Origin of the sequence: Ahrensia kielensis DSM 5890, assembly GCF_000374465.1 — a bacterium.
Classification (GTDB): Bacteria; Pseudomonadota; Alphaproteobacteria; order Rhizobiales; family Rhizobiaceae; genus Ahrensia; species Ahrensia kielensis.
Genome location: NZ_KB894531.1, coordinates 249041 through 263898, shown reverse-complemented (window position 1 = coordinate 263898; position 14858 = coordinate 249041). Strand labels below are relative to the sequence as shown.

At 48.7% G+C, this 14858-nt stretch carries 15 protein-coding genes and 1 tRNA gene; 3 read left to right on the top strand and 13 right to left on the bottom strand.

Going from position 1 to position 14858, the window contains the following annotated elements; genetic code table 11:
* Nucleotides 1-32 precede the first annotated feature (32 nt).
* Complete coding sequence (locus tag C504_RS0113100; protein ID WP_018689810.1) at nt 33-1301, top strand: ubiquinone biosynthesis hydroxylase; 1269 nt, start codon at nt 33-35, stop codon at nt 1299-1301.
* Between the two features lie 52 nt (nt 1302-1353).
* Here C504_RS0113100 and C504_RS0113095 read toward each other — a convergent pair whose 3' ends face one another.
* The 5 genes from C504_RS0113095 to C504_RS0113075 form a co-directional block, all read right to left on the bottom strand.
* A complete protein-coding gene (locus C504_RS0113095) occupies nt 1354-1944 on the bottom strand; it encodes a TetR/AcrR family transcriptional regulator (protein ID WP_018689809.1) in 591 nt (196 codons plus the stop codon).
* A complete protein-coding gene (locus tag C504_RS0113090; protein WP_035266768.1) occupies nt 1941-2117 on the bottom strand; it encodes a Trm112 family protein in 177 nt (58 codons plus the stop codon). The genes C504_RS0113095 and C504_RS0113090 overlap by 4 nt, the downstream gene beginning before the upstream one ends.
* A 123-nt stretch (nt 2118-2240) precedes the next feature.
* A complete protein-coding gene (locus C504_RS0113085; protein WP_018689807.1) occupies nt 2241-2921 on the bottom strand; it encodes an LON peptidase substrate-binding domain-containing protein in 681 nt (226 codons plus the stop codon).
* Between the two features lie 145 nt (nt 2922-3066).
* On the bottom strand, nt 3067-4131 hold the full coding sequence (locus tag C504_RS0113080; RefSeq protein WP_018689806.1) for a thioredoxin family protein: 1065 nt from the start codon (nt 4129-4131) through the stop codon (nt 3067-3069).
* A 68-nt stretch (nt 4132-4199) separates the two neighbouring features.
* The gene (locus C504_RS0113075) at nt 4200-4706 is read right to left on the bottom strand and encodes a prolyl-tRNA synthetase associated domain-containing protein (RefSeq protein WP_018689805.1); all 507 of its coding nucleotides are present in this window, start codon (nt 4704-4706) and stop codon (nt 4200-4202) included.
* Nucleotides 4707-4895: 189 nt separating this feature from the next.
* On the opposite strand from C504_RS0113075, the gene C504_RS0113070 reads away from it, so the two are divergent.
* Nucleotides 4896-4970: transfer RNA gene (locus C504_RS0113070), tRNA-Gly, on the top strand.
* 122 nt (nt 4971-5092) lie between these two features.
* Here C504_RS0113070 and C504_RS0113065 read toward each other — a convergent pair.
* From C504_RS0113065 to rutR, 8 genes are all read right to left on the bottom strand, one after another.
* A complete protein-coding gene (locus tag C504_RS0113065) occupies nt 5093-6586 on the bottom strand; it encodes a mannitol dehydrogenase family protein (protein WP_018689804.1) in 1494 nt (497 codons plus the stop codon).
* Nucleotides 6574-7347, bottom strand: coding sequence for an L-iditol 2-dehydrogenase (locus tag C504_RS0113060; RefSeq protein WP_018689803.1), 774 nt, complete (start codon nt 7345-7347; stop codon nt 6574-6576). Before C504_RS0113060 ends, C504_RS0113065 begins: the two co-directional genes overlap by 13 nt.
* The gene (locus tag C504_RS0113055) at nt 7347-8351 is read right to left on the bottom strand and encodes an ABC transporter ATP-binding protein (RefSeq protein WP_018689802.1); all 1005 of its coding nucleotides are present in this window, start codon (nt 8349-8351) and stop codon (nt 7347-7349) included. Before C504_RS0113055 ends, C504_RS0113060 begins: the two co-directional genes overlap by 1 nt.
* A 10-nt stretch (nt 8352-8361) precedes the next feature.
* Nucleotides 8362-9192: a carbohydrate ABC transporter permease gene (locus tag C504_RS0113050; RefSeq protein ID WP_018689801.1), complete on the bottom strand. Its 831-nt coding sequence runs from the start codon at nt 9190-9192 to the stop codon at nt 8362-8364.
* A gap of 13 nt (nt 9193-9205) precedes the next feature.
* Complete coding sequence (locus C504_RS0113045) at nt 9206-10072, bottom strand: carbohydrate ABC transporter permease (protein WP_018689800.1); 867 nt, start codon at nt 10070-10072, stop codon at nt 9206-9208.
* A gap of 138 nt (nt 10073-10210) precedes the next feature.
* Nucleotides 10211-11515 carry an ABC transporter substrate-binding protein gene (locus C504_RS0113040; RefSeq protein ID WP_018689799.1) on the bottom strand — a complete coding sequence of 435 codons (1305 nt, stop codon included), beginning with the start codon at nt 11513-11515 and terminating at the stop codon, nt 10211-10213.
* Between the two features lie 103 nt (nt 11516-11618).
* Nucleotides 11619-12650: a LacI family DNA-binding transcriptional regulator gene (locus tag C504_RS0113035; protein ID WP_018689798.1), complete on the bottom strand. Its 1032-nt coding sequence runs from the start codon at nt 12648-12650 to the stop codon at nt 11619-11621.
* Nucleotides 12651-12741: 91 nt separating this feature from the next.
* Nucleotides 12742-13404: an HTH-type transcriptional regulator RutR gene (gene rutR / locus C504_RS0113030; protein WP_018689797.1), complete on the bottom strand. Its 663-nt coding sequence runs from the start codon at nt 13402-13404 to the stop codon at nt 12742-12744.
* 111 nt (nt 13405-13515) lie between these two features.
* Between rutR and C504_RS0113025 the strand changes: the two genes are divergently transcribed.
* Nucleotides 13516-14766 carry a Zn-dependent hydrolase gene (locus C504_RS0113025; RefSeq protein WP_018689796.1) on the top strand — a complete coding sequence of 417 codons (1251 nt, stop codon included), beginning with the start codon at nt 13516-13518 and terminating at the stop codon, nt 14764-14766.
* Nucleotides 14767-14858: the final 92 nt, after the last annotated feature.

Here is a 14858-nt window from a genome sequence, read left to right as displayed (position 1 = left end):
GTTGAACCACAGCAGGAAGGTAGGCCGCTCAAATGGCAAAAGCAGCAACATCTAAAGAACCGGCAAAGCACAAACTGCCGCAAAAAGCAGATATCCTCATTGCGGGTGCTGGTTATGTTGGTCTTTTAACTGCGGTTTCTATCGCCAGCTCAGCGCCAAGCTTAAAAATTGTTGTGGTCGATGCAGCGCCTGAAAATGTGTGGCAAAATGACGGTCGCGCATCTGCTGTTGCCGCCGCTGCGGTGCGCATGCTTGAACAGCTCAATTGCTGGCAAGATATTTTGCCGCACGCACAGCCCATCAATGAAATGGTCGTCACCGATAGCAGAACAAGCGATCCGGTTCGGCCCGTCTTTCTGACGTTTGCAGGCAATGTCGAAGAGGGCGAACCTTTTGCCCGCATGATACCCAATGTCGAAATGATCCGCGCATTGCGTAAACGCTGCGACGAATTTGGCGTTGATATCATTCAAGGTGTTGGTGTTACGAATTTTGAAAACAACGAAGAAAATCAATCTGCCGAGATACACTTAGCGGACGGCAATACAATCAGCGCCAAACTGCTTATTGCTTGTGATGGGGTAAACTCCCGCCTGCGCGATATGGCAGGCATAAAGACAGTTCACTGGGATTATGGCCAGTCCGGTATCGTTGCAACCATTGCCCATGAACGCGATCATGAAGGCCGCGCCGAAGAACATTTCCTGCCCGCTGGTCCTTTTGCAATTTTGCCACTTACCAATAATCGCTCATCCATTGTGTGGACGGAAAGCACCGAAAAAGCACAGCGCCTGATCGATGGCGACGAATTTACATTCGATATAGAGTTAGAACAACGCTTCGGGCTCAAGCTGGGCGACATCAAAGTCGAAACAAAACCACGCGCTTATCCGCTTGGCCTGACATTGGCCCGTGACTTTGTAAAACCGCGCTTTGCGCTCGCTGGTGATGCAGCCCACGGCATTCATCCCATTGCTGGCCAAGGGTTGAACTTAGGCTTCAAGGATGCGGCAGCACTGGCAGAAAAAATCGTCGAAGCACACCGCCTTGGTCTTGATATTGGCGCGATCAATGTTCTGGAAGAATATCAGCGCTGGCGCCGGTTCGACACCGTGCAAATGGGTGCAACCACCGACATTTTAAACAGGCTGTTTTCCAATGACATCGCACCGTTACGTGCTTTGCGTTCATTCGGGCTTGGTGTGGTTGACCGTTTGCCAAAGCTAAAAGATTATTTCATCAGCCAAGCTTCCGGCATTTCAGGCCAAACACCGCGCTTGCTGCGCGGCGAAAAAATCTAACTTTTTGTTTTATATAATTGCAGGAAAACCAGCCCTACTTTCCTGCAATTACTCAACTGGCAAGCGTGCGCTCCATACGCGCATATGTTTCAGCCAACACATTGGGTTGTTGCAATCCGTGCGCCAGTGCAATGCCGCCTTGCCAGTCGGCAATGACATGACGCGCTTTAAGCAAAGCAACCGACGGTTTGCGCCCCGTCTTACCCAGCTCCTCGGCAATAAACGCAATCAGAAGTGAAAAGCTTTCACCTGCGCGCGTGCTCGCTTCGGGTGCAGTTTCACGAAAGTCGCGGCATGCAGCCGCAATAGGGCAGCCATAGCTAAGCCGTTTGCCCTGTGTCGCGCGCATGCGCTCCACCAGAAATTTCAAACGCGCACGCGGTTCCGTTTTTTCCTCTGATACCGATTCAATCAGCGCACGGGTTTCATCGGCAAAAAAATTGGCAACACCCAGCGCTAAATCCGCTTTGGTTTTATAATAATAGTAAAGATTGCCAAGCGGCACATCCGAGGCCTTGGCAACATCGGCAAGGCTAGTTCCGGTATATCCCTTAATCCAAAACAAGGCAGCGGCGGCTTGAATCAACGCATCGCGGCGAAGCGCACCCCGCTTTTGTTTGCTCTTTAAAGGCGCGTCACTCATTTCTTCTTTTTCATTTCATCTTCATCAAGACGGCGCGCCTCTGATGGCAATAAAATAGGAATGCCGCCTCTCACAGGATAGGCCAATCGCGCTGAGACTGATATAAGCTCTTGGCGCTCCTTATCATATTTCAAAGATTGCTTCGTGAGCGGGCAAACAAGCAATTGCATCATCTGTCCAGCAAGCAAAACATTGTCCGCTTTGACGCCTTCTTCGATAGGTACAATATCAATATTATTGGGATCAGCCATCAAACGCCCTTGCTTCAATCGGCCCAAGCATAGAGCCGGATGTCACTATTGCAACGTCTGTGCATACTCATCGCCATCCGCATCACGCGCAAGGGCAATCTGCGTCAGTGCGATCAATGTATCGGCGCGGCTTTTCAAATCAGGAGCCTCTAACAAAGCCTGTTTTTCGGCAGGACCATAAGGCGACATCACAGACAAAGCATTGACCAGTGATTCATTGCCCGCCTTGTTGACGTTCTCCCAGTCTGCCTCAAGATCATTGGCATCAAGGTAAAGCCTGAATGTTTCAAGAAGCTCGTCGCGGTTTACATCATCCCCATTATTGCTCTGGCTAGAAAGATCATGGGCAAAGGCTGCGATGCGGCACTGCCTAAACGGCGTCTTCGCGCTCACCTCTTCTATAATCCGGTAGCGGCTTACGCCTTGGAGGTTGATGAGATAGCGACCATCTCCGCTCTCGGTGAATGAGACAATCCGCCCAAGACATCCAACTTTGCAGAGGTTAGGATTTTCCTTGCTGCCTATATCACCACTAAAAACCGGCTGAACCATGCCGATCAATCGGTTAGTTTTTAGCGCAGCATCACACATCGCCAGATAGCGCGGTTCAAAAATATTCAAAGGCATCTGGCTTCCCGGCAGCAATAATGCAGCGGAAAGCGGGAAAACAGGAACGACGGCTGGAATGTCGTTGAGATCCTTATAAGTAAAATTTCCTGCCTTCATTAAAACTGATCCAATTATGGGGGCTGTTGTTTCACTTAAACAAGAGATGGAACAGCAAACCGAAATTGCAAGGCAAAGATCGGCTTGGATTATCGACTTTGAGCTGAGTTTGGATTTAGCACCAATGCGCTAAACCTAAAAATCATCACCGGAATAAAATGGCTGATAATTTGCGGCGCGCAGATTGCGTTGCAGGATCCATTGGTCCCCACGCTTCAAAGAACACGAGAAGTTCCTTGCGCGCACCATCCTCGCGCCACTCGCGGTCAGCCTTCATAATGCCAAGCAACAAATCAGCGGCATTATCCTTATTACCGCGTGCATTTTCAATTTGCGCCATGTCAAACGCTGCATCGTGATCTGCAGGATTTTGATCAAGGCGTGCTTTTAGCGCCTCAGGATCACCAAGTCCTGCAACTTTTGCTGCCAGTTCCAACTTTGCTTTTACGCCAGCTAAGGCGGCATGATTTGCAAATTGTTCTGGTGCTTGATCAAGCATCGCTTGTGCCTGATCAATCTGGCCATAATCAGCCATCAAACCAGCAAGAGCACCATAGGCATCTGCATTGTCAGGCGCGTGCTGCATCACCGCTTGGTATATTTGCGCTGCGCCATTGATATCGCCCGCATCAATCGCTGCGCGTGCCTGCTCAAAAGCTTGCTCAATCATCGCCGCCGTATCATCAGCGCCTGCGCTATCGGCAATCTTTTTAACAAAAGCGTCAACTTCGCTCTGGCTCTTTGCGCCCATAAAACCATCGGCAGGCTTACCATCGATAAATGCAACAACCGCCGGAATAGACTGAATGCCCATCTGACCTGGAATTGCCGGATGTTCATCAATATTCATTTTAACAAGCTTGACCTTGCCGCCCGCTTTTTGAATCGCGCTTTCGATAATCGGTGTTAGCTGCTTACACGGCCCGCACCACGGTGCCCAAAAATCGATCAATACCGGCGTTGTTTTCGATGCTTCGATAACATCGGCTGTAAATTCAGCTGTTGTTGTGTCTTTAATCAATGGACCAGAATCACCCGAAGCTGAACCAGCGCCGATAATCGTTGACCCCACGATCGGTTGCGGTGCTTGAGGCGCAGGCTGTGGCGCCTGAGGTGCTGCCTGATCAACAGACTGCCCGCCATATCCAACAGAAGCTGCGCCATAACCGCTGCCTGCACTGGGTGCAAAAGGATTGTCGTTATTGCTCATCTGTTCATTCCTATCGCATCAATCTACAATTATGACTGCATGTCGCGTTTTCATGCACTATTTTCAAGTCAAGAAGTCGGTTTTTCATCCAAAGCAATGATTTGCAACGCATGGTCCGTTGCCGTGACAAACTTCTTTAAATCTTCAACCGCAATGGATGTTGTGACTGTATTGCGCAGTGGATGGCAATTTATGATGTCATTTTCCATCAGACGCGCATCTAATATCAAGCTAACCTGATTGTCCGTATCATTAATAATGCCAAAGGCTGTGACGGAACCGGGCATAACGCCTAAATATTCCATAAGCGACTCTGGCTTACCAAAAGAGACACGCCCCTGCGCCCCGATCTTTTGATGAACTGTTTTCAAATTAATCTCGGCATCTTCTAATACCGTTAAAAGAAAGTAGCGGCCCTTTTTGTCTTTAAGAAAAAGGTTCTTGGTATGCCCGCCCCCAATCTCATCACGCAGCGCCTGTGATTCGGCTACCGTGAACACCGCTTCGTGCTCTGTATTTTTCACGTCGATTGAAAGTTCACTCAAGAATGAAAATAGATCGTTGCTGCTCTTCATCCGCTATACCGCCTTGAATAAAATCTAATGTTGGCCCTGTATCTTGAACATAATAGAGCATTGCAAGCGCACGTTGAAAACCACTTCGAAATTATGTGACAAATTTTTTGCAAAATCATATTGCAATTAGTTAGCGCTTGACGCATATAGCGGCAGTTCGAAGGAATGCTTAGCATTTCACGAAGATGAGCGGGCGTAGCTCAGGGGTAGAGCACAACCTTGCCAAGGTTGGGGTCGGGCGTTCGAATCGCCTCGCCCGCTCCATTTTCGACGAACACAGACAATCATACCAAAGCGTATGATTGCACAATTTCCTGAAATGAAAATAATATTGAGCAGCGGTTACCCGCCGCATCTTTGCGATCTAATATATGCACCCGCCGATTTTAAACGGCAGGCACCTTGTCGCTATTATAAGCGGATAGAGCCGCTTCAACGCCGTCACGGGCCAAGACTTCGTACCAATAAGCAAAGGCTGACGAGAACACCGCGTTTTCGCTAAGGTCGCCATAATATTTGCGCATCTCTAGCCAAGCTATCGGGTTACTTTGTGCAGTATGAGCAACTATTTGTAATTCATCCCAGTAGGGATCATTCGGCGCAATCGCTGAGCCATCCTCGCGCTGCGCCAAGCAATAGCATGCCCATAAAGCACTCATGAGCGCCAAACCATCAATAGGCTGGCCACCAGCCAGCGCATCACGGATGGACGGTACGATAAAGCCCGTCTGCCGGCTTGAACCATCAAAGGCAACGCGCCGTGTGGTATCAACGATCTCTGGGTTTGAAAAACGCCGCTCAATAAGCTGCAAATAGTCAAGCGGTGCCATGTTCGGCACAGATTTTACGTTCGGTGCGACTTCTTGCTTGATAATTTTCTGCAACATGGCGCGAATGCCATCATGAGCCATCGCGCCCGATATGGTATCGATGCCGAGCAAGTCAGCCGGAACAGCAATCATTTGATGACCGCCATTGAGAATACGCAGCTTCATGGCTTCATATTCATGAACATCGCCAGACAAAGTTGCGCCTACTTTATCCCAATCAGGACGTCCGGCGCAAAAATCATCCTCGATGACCCATTGGCGAAAATTCTCATGGGTAACGGGCGCTTTGTCATCAATGCCAAATGAATGCACAAGCTCAAGCTCTTTCGGACCCGTTGCCGGAACGATGCAATCGACCATGCTGTTCGGGAACGTACATTGAGCTTCAATCCATGTCGCCAAATCAGGATCAGACATACCAGCTAAGCCCACAACAGCGCGCTTTAAAATTGTGCCATTGCCCTGCAAATTATCGCAGCTAAGCCCCGTGAAAGGACCAAGTTCTTTTTCTCGGCGTAATTTTAAAGCTGCAACCATCGCGCCAAATGCGGTCTTGGGATGTGTAGGATTTTGCGAATCATACACAATGTCTGGGTGGCTTGCATCAAAACCACCACTTGAAGGGTCAATATAATAACCGCCTTCTGTCACCGTGAGTGAAACAATGCGAATATCAGGCTGAGCCATGCGCTCAATCAGCGCTTGATTACCCTCTTCGACGGGCAAAAAATCTATCATCGAACCGCTGATTTCCGCCGACATGCCCGAAGGGTCAAGCTCAATCAAAGTGGTCAGGCAATCTTGCGCGATTAGTCTTTCGCGTTGCTGCGCATCATTGGTACGAACGCCGGCACCAATAATCGCCCAATCATGACACAGGCCTGCATCCATCAATCGGTGCAAATACCAAGCTTGATGCGCACGGTGAAAATTGCCCAGTCCAATATGAACAATACCAGCAGAAAGCACAGAGCGATCATAGTGCGGAACACGCACGCCTGACGGCAGGTCCTTCAATGTAATGCTAGAAAGCGCGGTTAGCTCATCCATTGGCCGCCGTCCACATTATAGGTTTGAGCAACGATGTAGTCAGCTTCTGCGCTGGCCAAGAATATAGCCATGCCGGTCAAATCTTCCGCTACGCCCATACGGCCATAAGGAACACTTTCGCCAACTTCTTTCTTCTTTTGTCCAAGCGCTTTGTTTTCATATTTGGCAAAAAACGCATCGACAGCTTCCCAATGTTCACCGTCAACAACACCCGGTGCAATCGCGTTCACATTGATGCCGTGTTGAATGAGATTTTGGCCCGCAGACTGCGTCAGCGAAATAACTGCCGCTTTGGTCGCACAGTAAACAGCAACCAGCGGTTCGCCGCGGCGTCCGGCTTGACTTGCCATATTGATAATCTTGCCGCCCTTGCCGCGCGCAATCATATGGCGTGCAACGGCCTGCATCATAAACAATGTGCCAGACACATTGATGTCAAAGACGCGCGCATAATCGCTACGCTCAATTTCAATGATCGGTGCGGCGCTGAAGATGGCCGCATTATTGATAAGAATATCGATCTGACCAAATGCAGCAATCGTTGCCTCAACAGCCGCATCAATGCTGGTATGTGATGTTACATCGCAGTGCACAGCAATGGCTTTATCGCCCAACTCCGCAGCTGTTTGTTTGGCTCTATCCAGATCAATATCGGCAATGGCCACACATGCGCCTTCACGAATATAGGCTTGCGCAAAGGCCTTACCGATACCGCGTGCTGCGCCCGTTATAATGGCCGCTTTTCCTGTCAAACGGCTCATTAGATAGCCTGCCCATTTCGATCAAATTTATAGATGCGGCTGTCATTTTCAGGCGACAGATAAACTGTATCGCCATGGTAAAGCTCTACATCGCCTTCGGCGCGAACGACCAAGCCATCTTCAATCCCGTCGACATTCACGCGCAAAAACGTGTCAGATCCCAAATGTTCAGAAACCCCAACCACACCTTTCCAAACGCCTTCGCTTTTTGATGCACGCAAATGCTCAGGGCGAACGCCAATCGTGTGCGCATCATATTCTAAAGCGCTGGTGCCGTTGATGAAGTTCATTTTTGGCGAACCGATAAAACCAGCAACGAACAGATTTTGTGGGTTTTTATAAAGTTCAATGGGCGAGCCCACCTGCTCAATATTACCAGCGCGCAAGACAACAATCTTATCGGCCATCGTCATCGCTTCGACCTGATCATGCGTTACATAAATCATAGTCGTTTTAAGCTGATGGTGCAGTTCAGATATCTCAAGACGCATATTCACACGCAGTGCCGCATCAAGGTTGGACAATGGTTCGTCAAACAAAAATGCATCTGGTTCGCGAACAATCGCACGGCCAATCGCAACACGCTGCCTTTGTCCGCCAGAAAGCTGACCGGGCTTGCGGTCTAAATAGTCCGTTAGATTAAGAACCTTGGCCGCCTCATCGATTTTCTTGGTGGCTTGCGCGCCCTCGATACCAGCCATTTTAAGCGGAAAGCCAATATTTTTGCGCACACTCATATGCGGATAAAGCGCATAGGATTGAAAGACCATCGCAAGACCGCGCTTAGCTGGCGGAATATTGGTCGCATCCATATCATTAATGTTAATCGACCCGCTGGTCACATCTTCAAGGCCTGCGATCAACCGCAAAAGTGTTGATTTACCGCAGCCCGATGGACCGACAAAAACAACGAACTCGCCATCATTGATCTCAAGGTTGAGCGGCGGAATAACCTGCGTTTCACCGAAGCTCTTTGTTACGTCTTTAAGTGTAATACGTCCCATGATTATCTACCTATTTCACCGCGCCAAACGTCAGGCCGCGTACAAGTTGCTTCTGGCTGAACCAGCCCATGATAAGAATTGGCGCAATCGCCATTGTCGATGCTGCCGATAGCTTTGCGTAGAACAGACCTTCAGGGCTTGAATAGCTTGCAATAAAGGCTGTGAGCGGTGCAGCGTTGATCGTGGTTAGGTTGAGCGTCCAAAAAGCTTCGTTCCATGCCAAAATAATATTGAGCAGCATGGTAGATGCGATGCCCGGCAGCGCCATTGGTGTGAGCACGTAAATGATCTCCGATTTAAGGCTGGCGCCATCCATGCGCGCAGCTTCCAAAATATCGACCGGAATCTCTTTGAAATACGTGTAGAGCATCCAAATGATAATCGGCAGGTTCATCAACATAAGCACGACGATCAGCAGAATATGCGTGTCGAACAAACCGGTATTGCGCGCCAGAATATAGATTGGAAACAACACACCAACAGCAGGCATCATCTTGGTGGAAAGCATCCACATCATGACATCTTTGGTGCGTTTGCCGGGTTGAAACGCCATTGACCAAGCCGATGGAATGGCAATCATCAATCCAAAAATGGTTGAGCCGACGGCCAAGATCACGGAGTTCCAAAGAAACTTGCCATAGTTAGAGCGCTCTCCAACAACCTCATAATTTTCCAAGGTCCAATCAAAAAAGAACAGACTTGGCGGATCAGCAATTGCTTCAGCTTCCGTTTTGAAGCTCGTCAGGATCGTCCATAAAATTGGGAAAAAGATCAGCAAACCAATCGCCCAAGCGATGATGGTTACAACGGTTTTCCGTCTTCTTGAGACTTCACGTGCCATGATACACTCCTCCCTAATTATCTAGGTTCTTGCCAACGATCCGCATCAGGAAGATCGCAACAATGTTTGCAAGAATGACCGCAATAATACCGCCCGCCGAACCAAGGCCGATGTTCTGGCTCTCAAGTACTCGCTGATAAACAAGATAAGTCAGCGTACGGGTTCCAAAGGCACCATTGGTGGTCACAAAGATTTCCGCGAAAATAGAGAGCAGAAAGATCGTCTGAATAAGAACAACAACGGTTATCGCGCGCGCCAAATGCGGTAAAGTAATATAGGCAAAGCGGCTAAGCGCGCTGGCACCATCCATCTCCGCAGCTTCCATCTGTTCGCTATCCAGCGATTGAATGGCTGTTAGAAGAATCAGCGTTGCAAATGGCAACCACTGCCAGCTCACGATCCAAACAATTGAAAAAATCGGCGCTTGGCTCAGCCAATCTATCGGCGTTGCCCCGAAGAATTTCCATAAATAGGCAAACAGCCCATTCACGGGATTCATAAACATGTTCTTCCACACCAAAGCTGAAACAGTTGGCATAACGAAGAAGGGGGCGATGACCAAAATACGCACAATGCCCTGACCCCAAATAGGCTGGTCCAGCAACAAAGCCAGAAGCACACCGCCAATGACCGTAATCATCAAAATACCGCCCACCATTATGAGCGTGGTCAAAACACTATCGGTAAATGAGCTTGAACTTACAAAGCGGGCATAATTTTCAAAACCATCGGCCCACTCATAAACACCGCGCAGTGGCCGATAGTCGAGAAATGAGAAATATAAAGTCATGCACAACGGCACGAGCATCCAGACGAGCAGAAGAAACACCGCCGGAGCATTCATCAGTTTTGCAGCAGATCGTGAATGTTGTGTCGCCATGACTTAACCCTTTCAAGAATGCCAGTTTTGTTTTGATTATGGCAAATAGGTCGTCAGTATTTGAAGTTTTTCAGATTTGAACAGAAACCCGGACACGATTGTTTGTGCCCGAGCTTCTGTTGGGAGACCCACTTAAGCTTATTTGTAGCCAGCAGCTTCCATTTCGTCATTGGTAAGCGCCTGTGCTTTGGCAAGGGCTTCTTCAGCTGTCTGTTGACCTGCAAGGGCAGCAGAGAACTCTTGACCAACTTGCGTTGCAATACCGGCAAACTCCGGAATAGCAGCAAACTGGACGCCAACATAAGGAACCGGATCAACGGTTGGATTTGTTGGATCAGCTGAGTTAATGGACTCAAGCGTCATCTTAGCAAACGGAACCTTTTGATATTCTGGGTTCTCGTAAAGCGAAGTACGGCTGCCTGGAGGCACATTAGCCCAACCTTCTTTTTCAGCAACAAGCTCGATATATTCTTTCGATGTTGCCCATTCGATAAACTCTTTAGCTGCTGCTTCTTTTTGAGTACCGGCAGGAATTGCCAATGCCCAAGCCCACAGCCAGTTACCGCGTTTGCCAAGACCTGTGTCCGGCGCAAGTGCGAAACCAACTTTGTCAGCAACTGTTGAATCTGTTGGGTTAGTCACGAATGATGCAGCAACTGTCGCATCAATCCACATGCCACATTTACCTTGCTGGAACAGTGCAAGGTTCTCGTTAAAGCCGTTATTAGCAGCGCCTGGAGGGCCCGCGTCATTCATCAAATCAATATAGAAGTTGAGCGTGTTTTTCCATGCATCTGTATCGAATTGAGCATTCCAATTGTCATCAAACCAACGTGCGCCAAAAGCGTTTGCAGTTGCTGTGAGGAACGCCATGTTCTCACCCCAACCCGCCTTACCGCGAAGACAGATACCGTAAACTTCGCCATCTTTATCGGTCATTTTGCGTGCTGCATCAGCCACAAATTCCCATGTCGGCGCATCCGGCATTTCAAGACCAGCTTTTTCCATCAGGTCTGTGCGATACATGATCATGGAGCTTTCGCCATAGAACGGCGCAGCATAAAGCGTTCCGTCAACTGACAAACCACCGCGCATCGCAGGCAAAATATCGTCAACATCATATTCAGCAGACATATCATCAAGCGCAACGAGCCAGCCGTTTTTGCCCCAGATCGGAGTTTCGTACATACCGATTGTTGTGATGTCGAACTGACCACCCTTTGTTGAAATATCAGTGGTCACGCGCTGACGCAGCACGTTTTCTTCCAATGTGACCCACTCAACAGTGTGTCCAGTTTTTTTGGTGAAATCCTCAGTAAGACCCTGCATGCGGATCATATCGCCATTGTTAACAGTCGCGATAGTAAGTGATTCGGCATGAGCGCCGGTAGCTGCAACGATTGCAATAGCAGTCGTCAAGCCAAGCGTTTTCTTGGAAAGCATCCTATTTCCTCCCTTGGTAATGGATACCTTACCCTAAGCGATAAAAATACGCGCGGTCAATAGTTTTTTTACGCGCGTAAATTTTAAGGCATTAATATGCCATTCACGCAGAATCTCTCATGACCAGTTTTCCTTCAAACAAAGTATCTGCGGAGGGCGCTGCATCGCTTTCGCCCGCAATGAGCTCAAAAAGCCTTCGAACACTTTTCTCTGCAATAGCAGAATAATCCTGCGCTACAGTTGTCAAAGACGGGCACGTAAACTTCGAAAAGGGGTGATCATCGTGACCAGCCACGCGTAAATGGCAGTCCTTTTTGAGCCCCACCCGCACACCTTTTTGGTAGCAAGCCGCCAAAAAGCCAATGGCTAGTCGGTCGTTACTGCACAGCACGGTCGAGGTCTCAAATGCATCATGCGTGATCGCCTCCATAGCGCCGCGATGGCCGATTTCTTCAAATTCCCAGCCCGTGCCATCCACCTGAACGAATTTCGGTTGATGCCCCAAACGCTCCATCGCTTGAATATAGGCTTGCCTGCGTTTGCGCGCATTCGGGTTCGCTGGTGTTTTCATTTCAAAGAAACAGGGCGCATCGCCAGTGCGATTAAGATATTCCACCATCATCGATGTAAATTGCATATTGTCAGAGCCAATAAACACATGGCCCACACCTTCAACCTTACTGTCAAACAGCACCGTTGGCACATCATTGCAAAACCGCTCGACGAGGCCTTTGTCTGAAATTCGGCCCAAAGGTGCCATCAAAACGCCGGCTGGTTTCATAGACCGCAGCGTTTCTAAAATATCATTTTCCTGCTCTTGCCGCCCATGCGAGCTAAAAAGCGAAGGCGAGTAACCTTCCTCAATACAGCGCGTCTCAAGGTTACGCGCAATTTCGGCAAAAAACGGGTCAGCCAGATAGGGCACAACAATGCCAATTGTTTTGGTGAGCTGGCGGTTTTGGTTGATTGCGTAAATATTGGGACGGTAATCAAAACGCTCCAGCGCCTCCTCAATACGGGTACGCGTAGAAGGCCGCACACTTTGAGGATCATTGAAGAATTTTGAAACTGTCGGGCGTGAAAGGCCGCTAACAGTCGCAAACTCTTCCATGTTCTTAATTTTAGTGACAGTCATCGGCACGTCCTAAAGTTACGCGTGTAAAATTTGTAACTTACAATGGAAACAAACAAACCAGATTGTCAATTGCAGCACAGAGCAATAAAAATTAACGTGGCCGAATACCGTTTAAAATAATGGATAAAACAGCCTGCGCTGATTGTTCGTAAAATCCGGGCTTACTTGCTTGATTTCCCAGCAAAGCATTCACCTGAACATCAAAGTCCGCATAGTGCTGCGTTGTGGCCCAAATTAAGAAAATCAAATGATAAGGATCGACTGGCGCAAGCTTTCCATCATCAATCCAACGATGAATAACTTTTGCTTTTTCATCGACAAGTTTTTTAAGCGTTGTCTCAAGAAAATCCTTAATGAGCGGCGCGCCGCGCTGGATTTCATTGGCAAAAAGCCGTGATGCTTCGGGATTTTCGTGCGACGCTTTCAGTTTAAGCGTAATGTACCGACGCAGTTGCTCAATCGGATCGCCATCACCATCAATGTCACGAAATGGGTCGAGCCAATTGACCACGATTTGTTCAAGTGCGGTGCGGTAAACATCTTCTTTTGACGGGAAATAATACAGCAGATTTGTCTTCGACATCCCTGCTTTTTCAGCAATACGGTCGAGCGTAGCACCGCGATAGCCGTCGGTTGAAAAAACCTGCAACGCAGCGTCTAAAATGAGCGCACGATTCTCCGTTTGAATGCGGCTACGCTTCTTTTTAGGTTGCTTTTTGCCAGCCTCAACGATTTGATTTTCTTTGCCAGCCAACACAGCCTCCAAAAAGTTCTTTAAACACGCTTGACCTAACGCGATTGCTCTCATAGCCTTCAAATTTGACCAAGTAGTCAAGTTTTATTTTGAATGTACTTTGAGGTAAATATGGTGTCTCCAGGCGAAAATCTACGAATAAATGGCGATCGGCTATGGAATTCTATTCACGAGATCGCCGAAATTGGTCCCGGAATCGCCGGAGGTTCCAACCGCCAGACAGTTACAGATGAAGATGCGCAAGGCCGCGCCCTATTCCAAAAGTGGTGTGAAGATGCCGGTTTGACAATGGGTGTCGATGAAATGGGCACCATGTTTATGACGCGCGCAGGCACTGATCCTGATGCGCTGCCCGTCTATGTTGGCTCTCACCTTGATACACAACCAACCGGCGGACGTTATGATGGTGTGCTCGGTGTTTTAGCCGGTCTTGAAATTGTACGCACACTCAATGATCTCGACATTCAAACAAAACACCCAATCGTTGTGACCAACTGGACCAATGAAGAAGGTACACGCTTTGCCCCTGCTATGATGGCCTCTGGTGTGTTTGCAAAGCAATTTACAAAAGAATGGGCCTACGCAAAAACCGATGCTGAAGGCAAAACCTTTGGTGAGGAATTAGAACGCATCGGCTGGAAAGGCGACGAAAAAGTAGGCGCCCGTAAAATGCATGCTTTTCTCGAACTCCATATCGAACAGGGCCCAATTCTTGAAGCTGAAGACAAGGACATTGGTGTCGTCACCCATGGCCAAGGCCTATCTTGGACACAAGTAACGATTACCGGCAAGGATAGCCACACCGGCTCAACCCCAATGCCAATGCGCAAAAATGCAGGTCTTGGCATGGCGCGCGTGCTTCAACTTGTTGATGAAATCGCATGGTCACATAAACCAAGCGCTGTCGGCGCGGCAGGCCACATTGATGTTTATCCAAACTCACGCAATGTGATTCCGGGCAAAGTTGTTTTCACCGTCGATTTCCGCTCGCCAAATCTCGACGTTATTCAGGATATGGAAGCGCGCCTTGAAAAAGGGGCAAAGGAAATCTGCGACGAAATGGGCTTGCAAGTGGAATTTGAAAAGGTCGGCGGTTTTGACCCTGTAACTTTTGACGAAACACTCGTTACTTCCATTCGCAATGCGGCCGAACGTCTTGGCTATTCGCACATGAATATCATTTCAGGCGCTGGCCATGATGCATGCTGGGTTAACCGCATGGCACCCACCGCCATGGTGATGTGCCCTTGTGTTGATGGCCTTTCGCACAATGAAGCTGAAGAGATTTCCAAGGAATGGTCAACCGCAGGCGCTGAAGTGCTGTTCCATGCGGTTGTCGAAACAGCGGAGATAGTGGGGTGAGGAAAGTAGCGAGCGATAAACATGGCTTAGAGATTGAGGCAAGTCAGAGCGAAGATATAGCCGTTTTCTCATAATCAAATCAGACTGGGGAA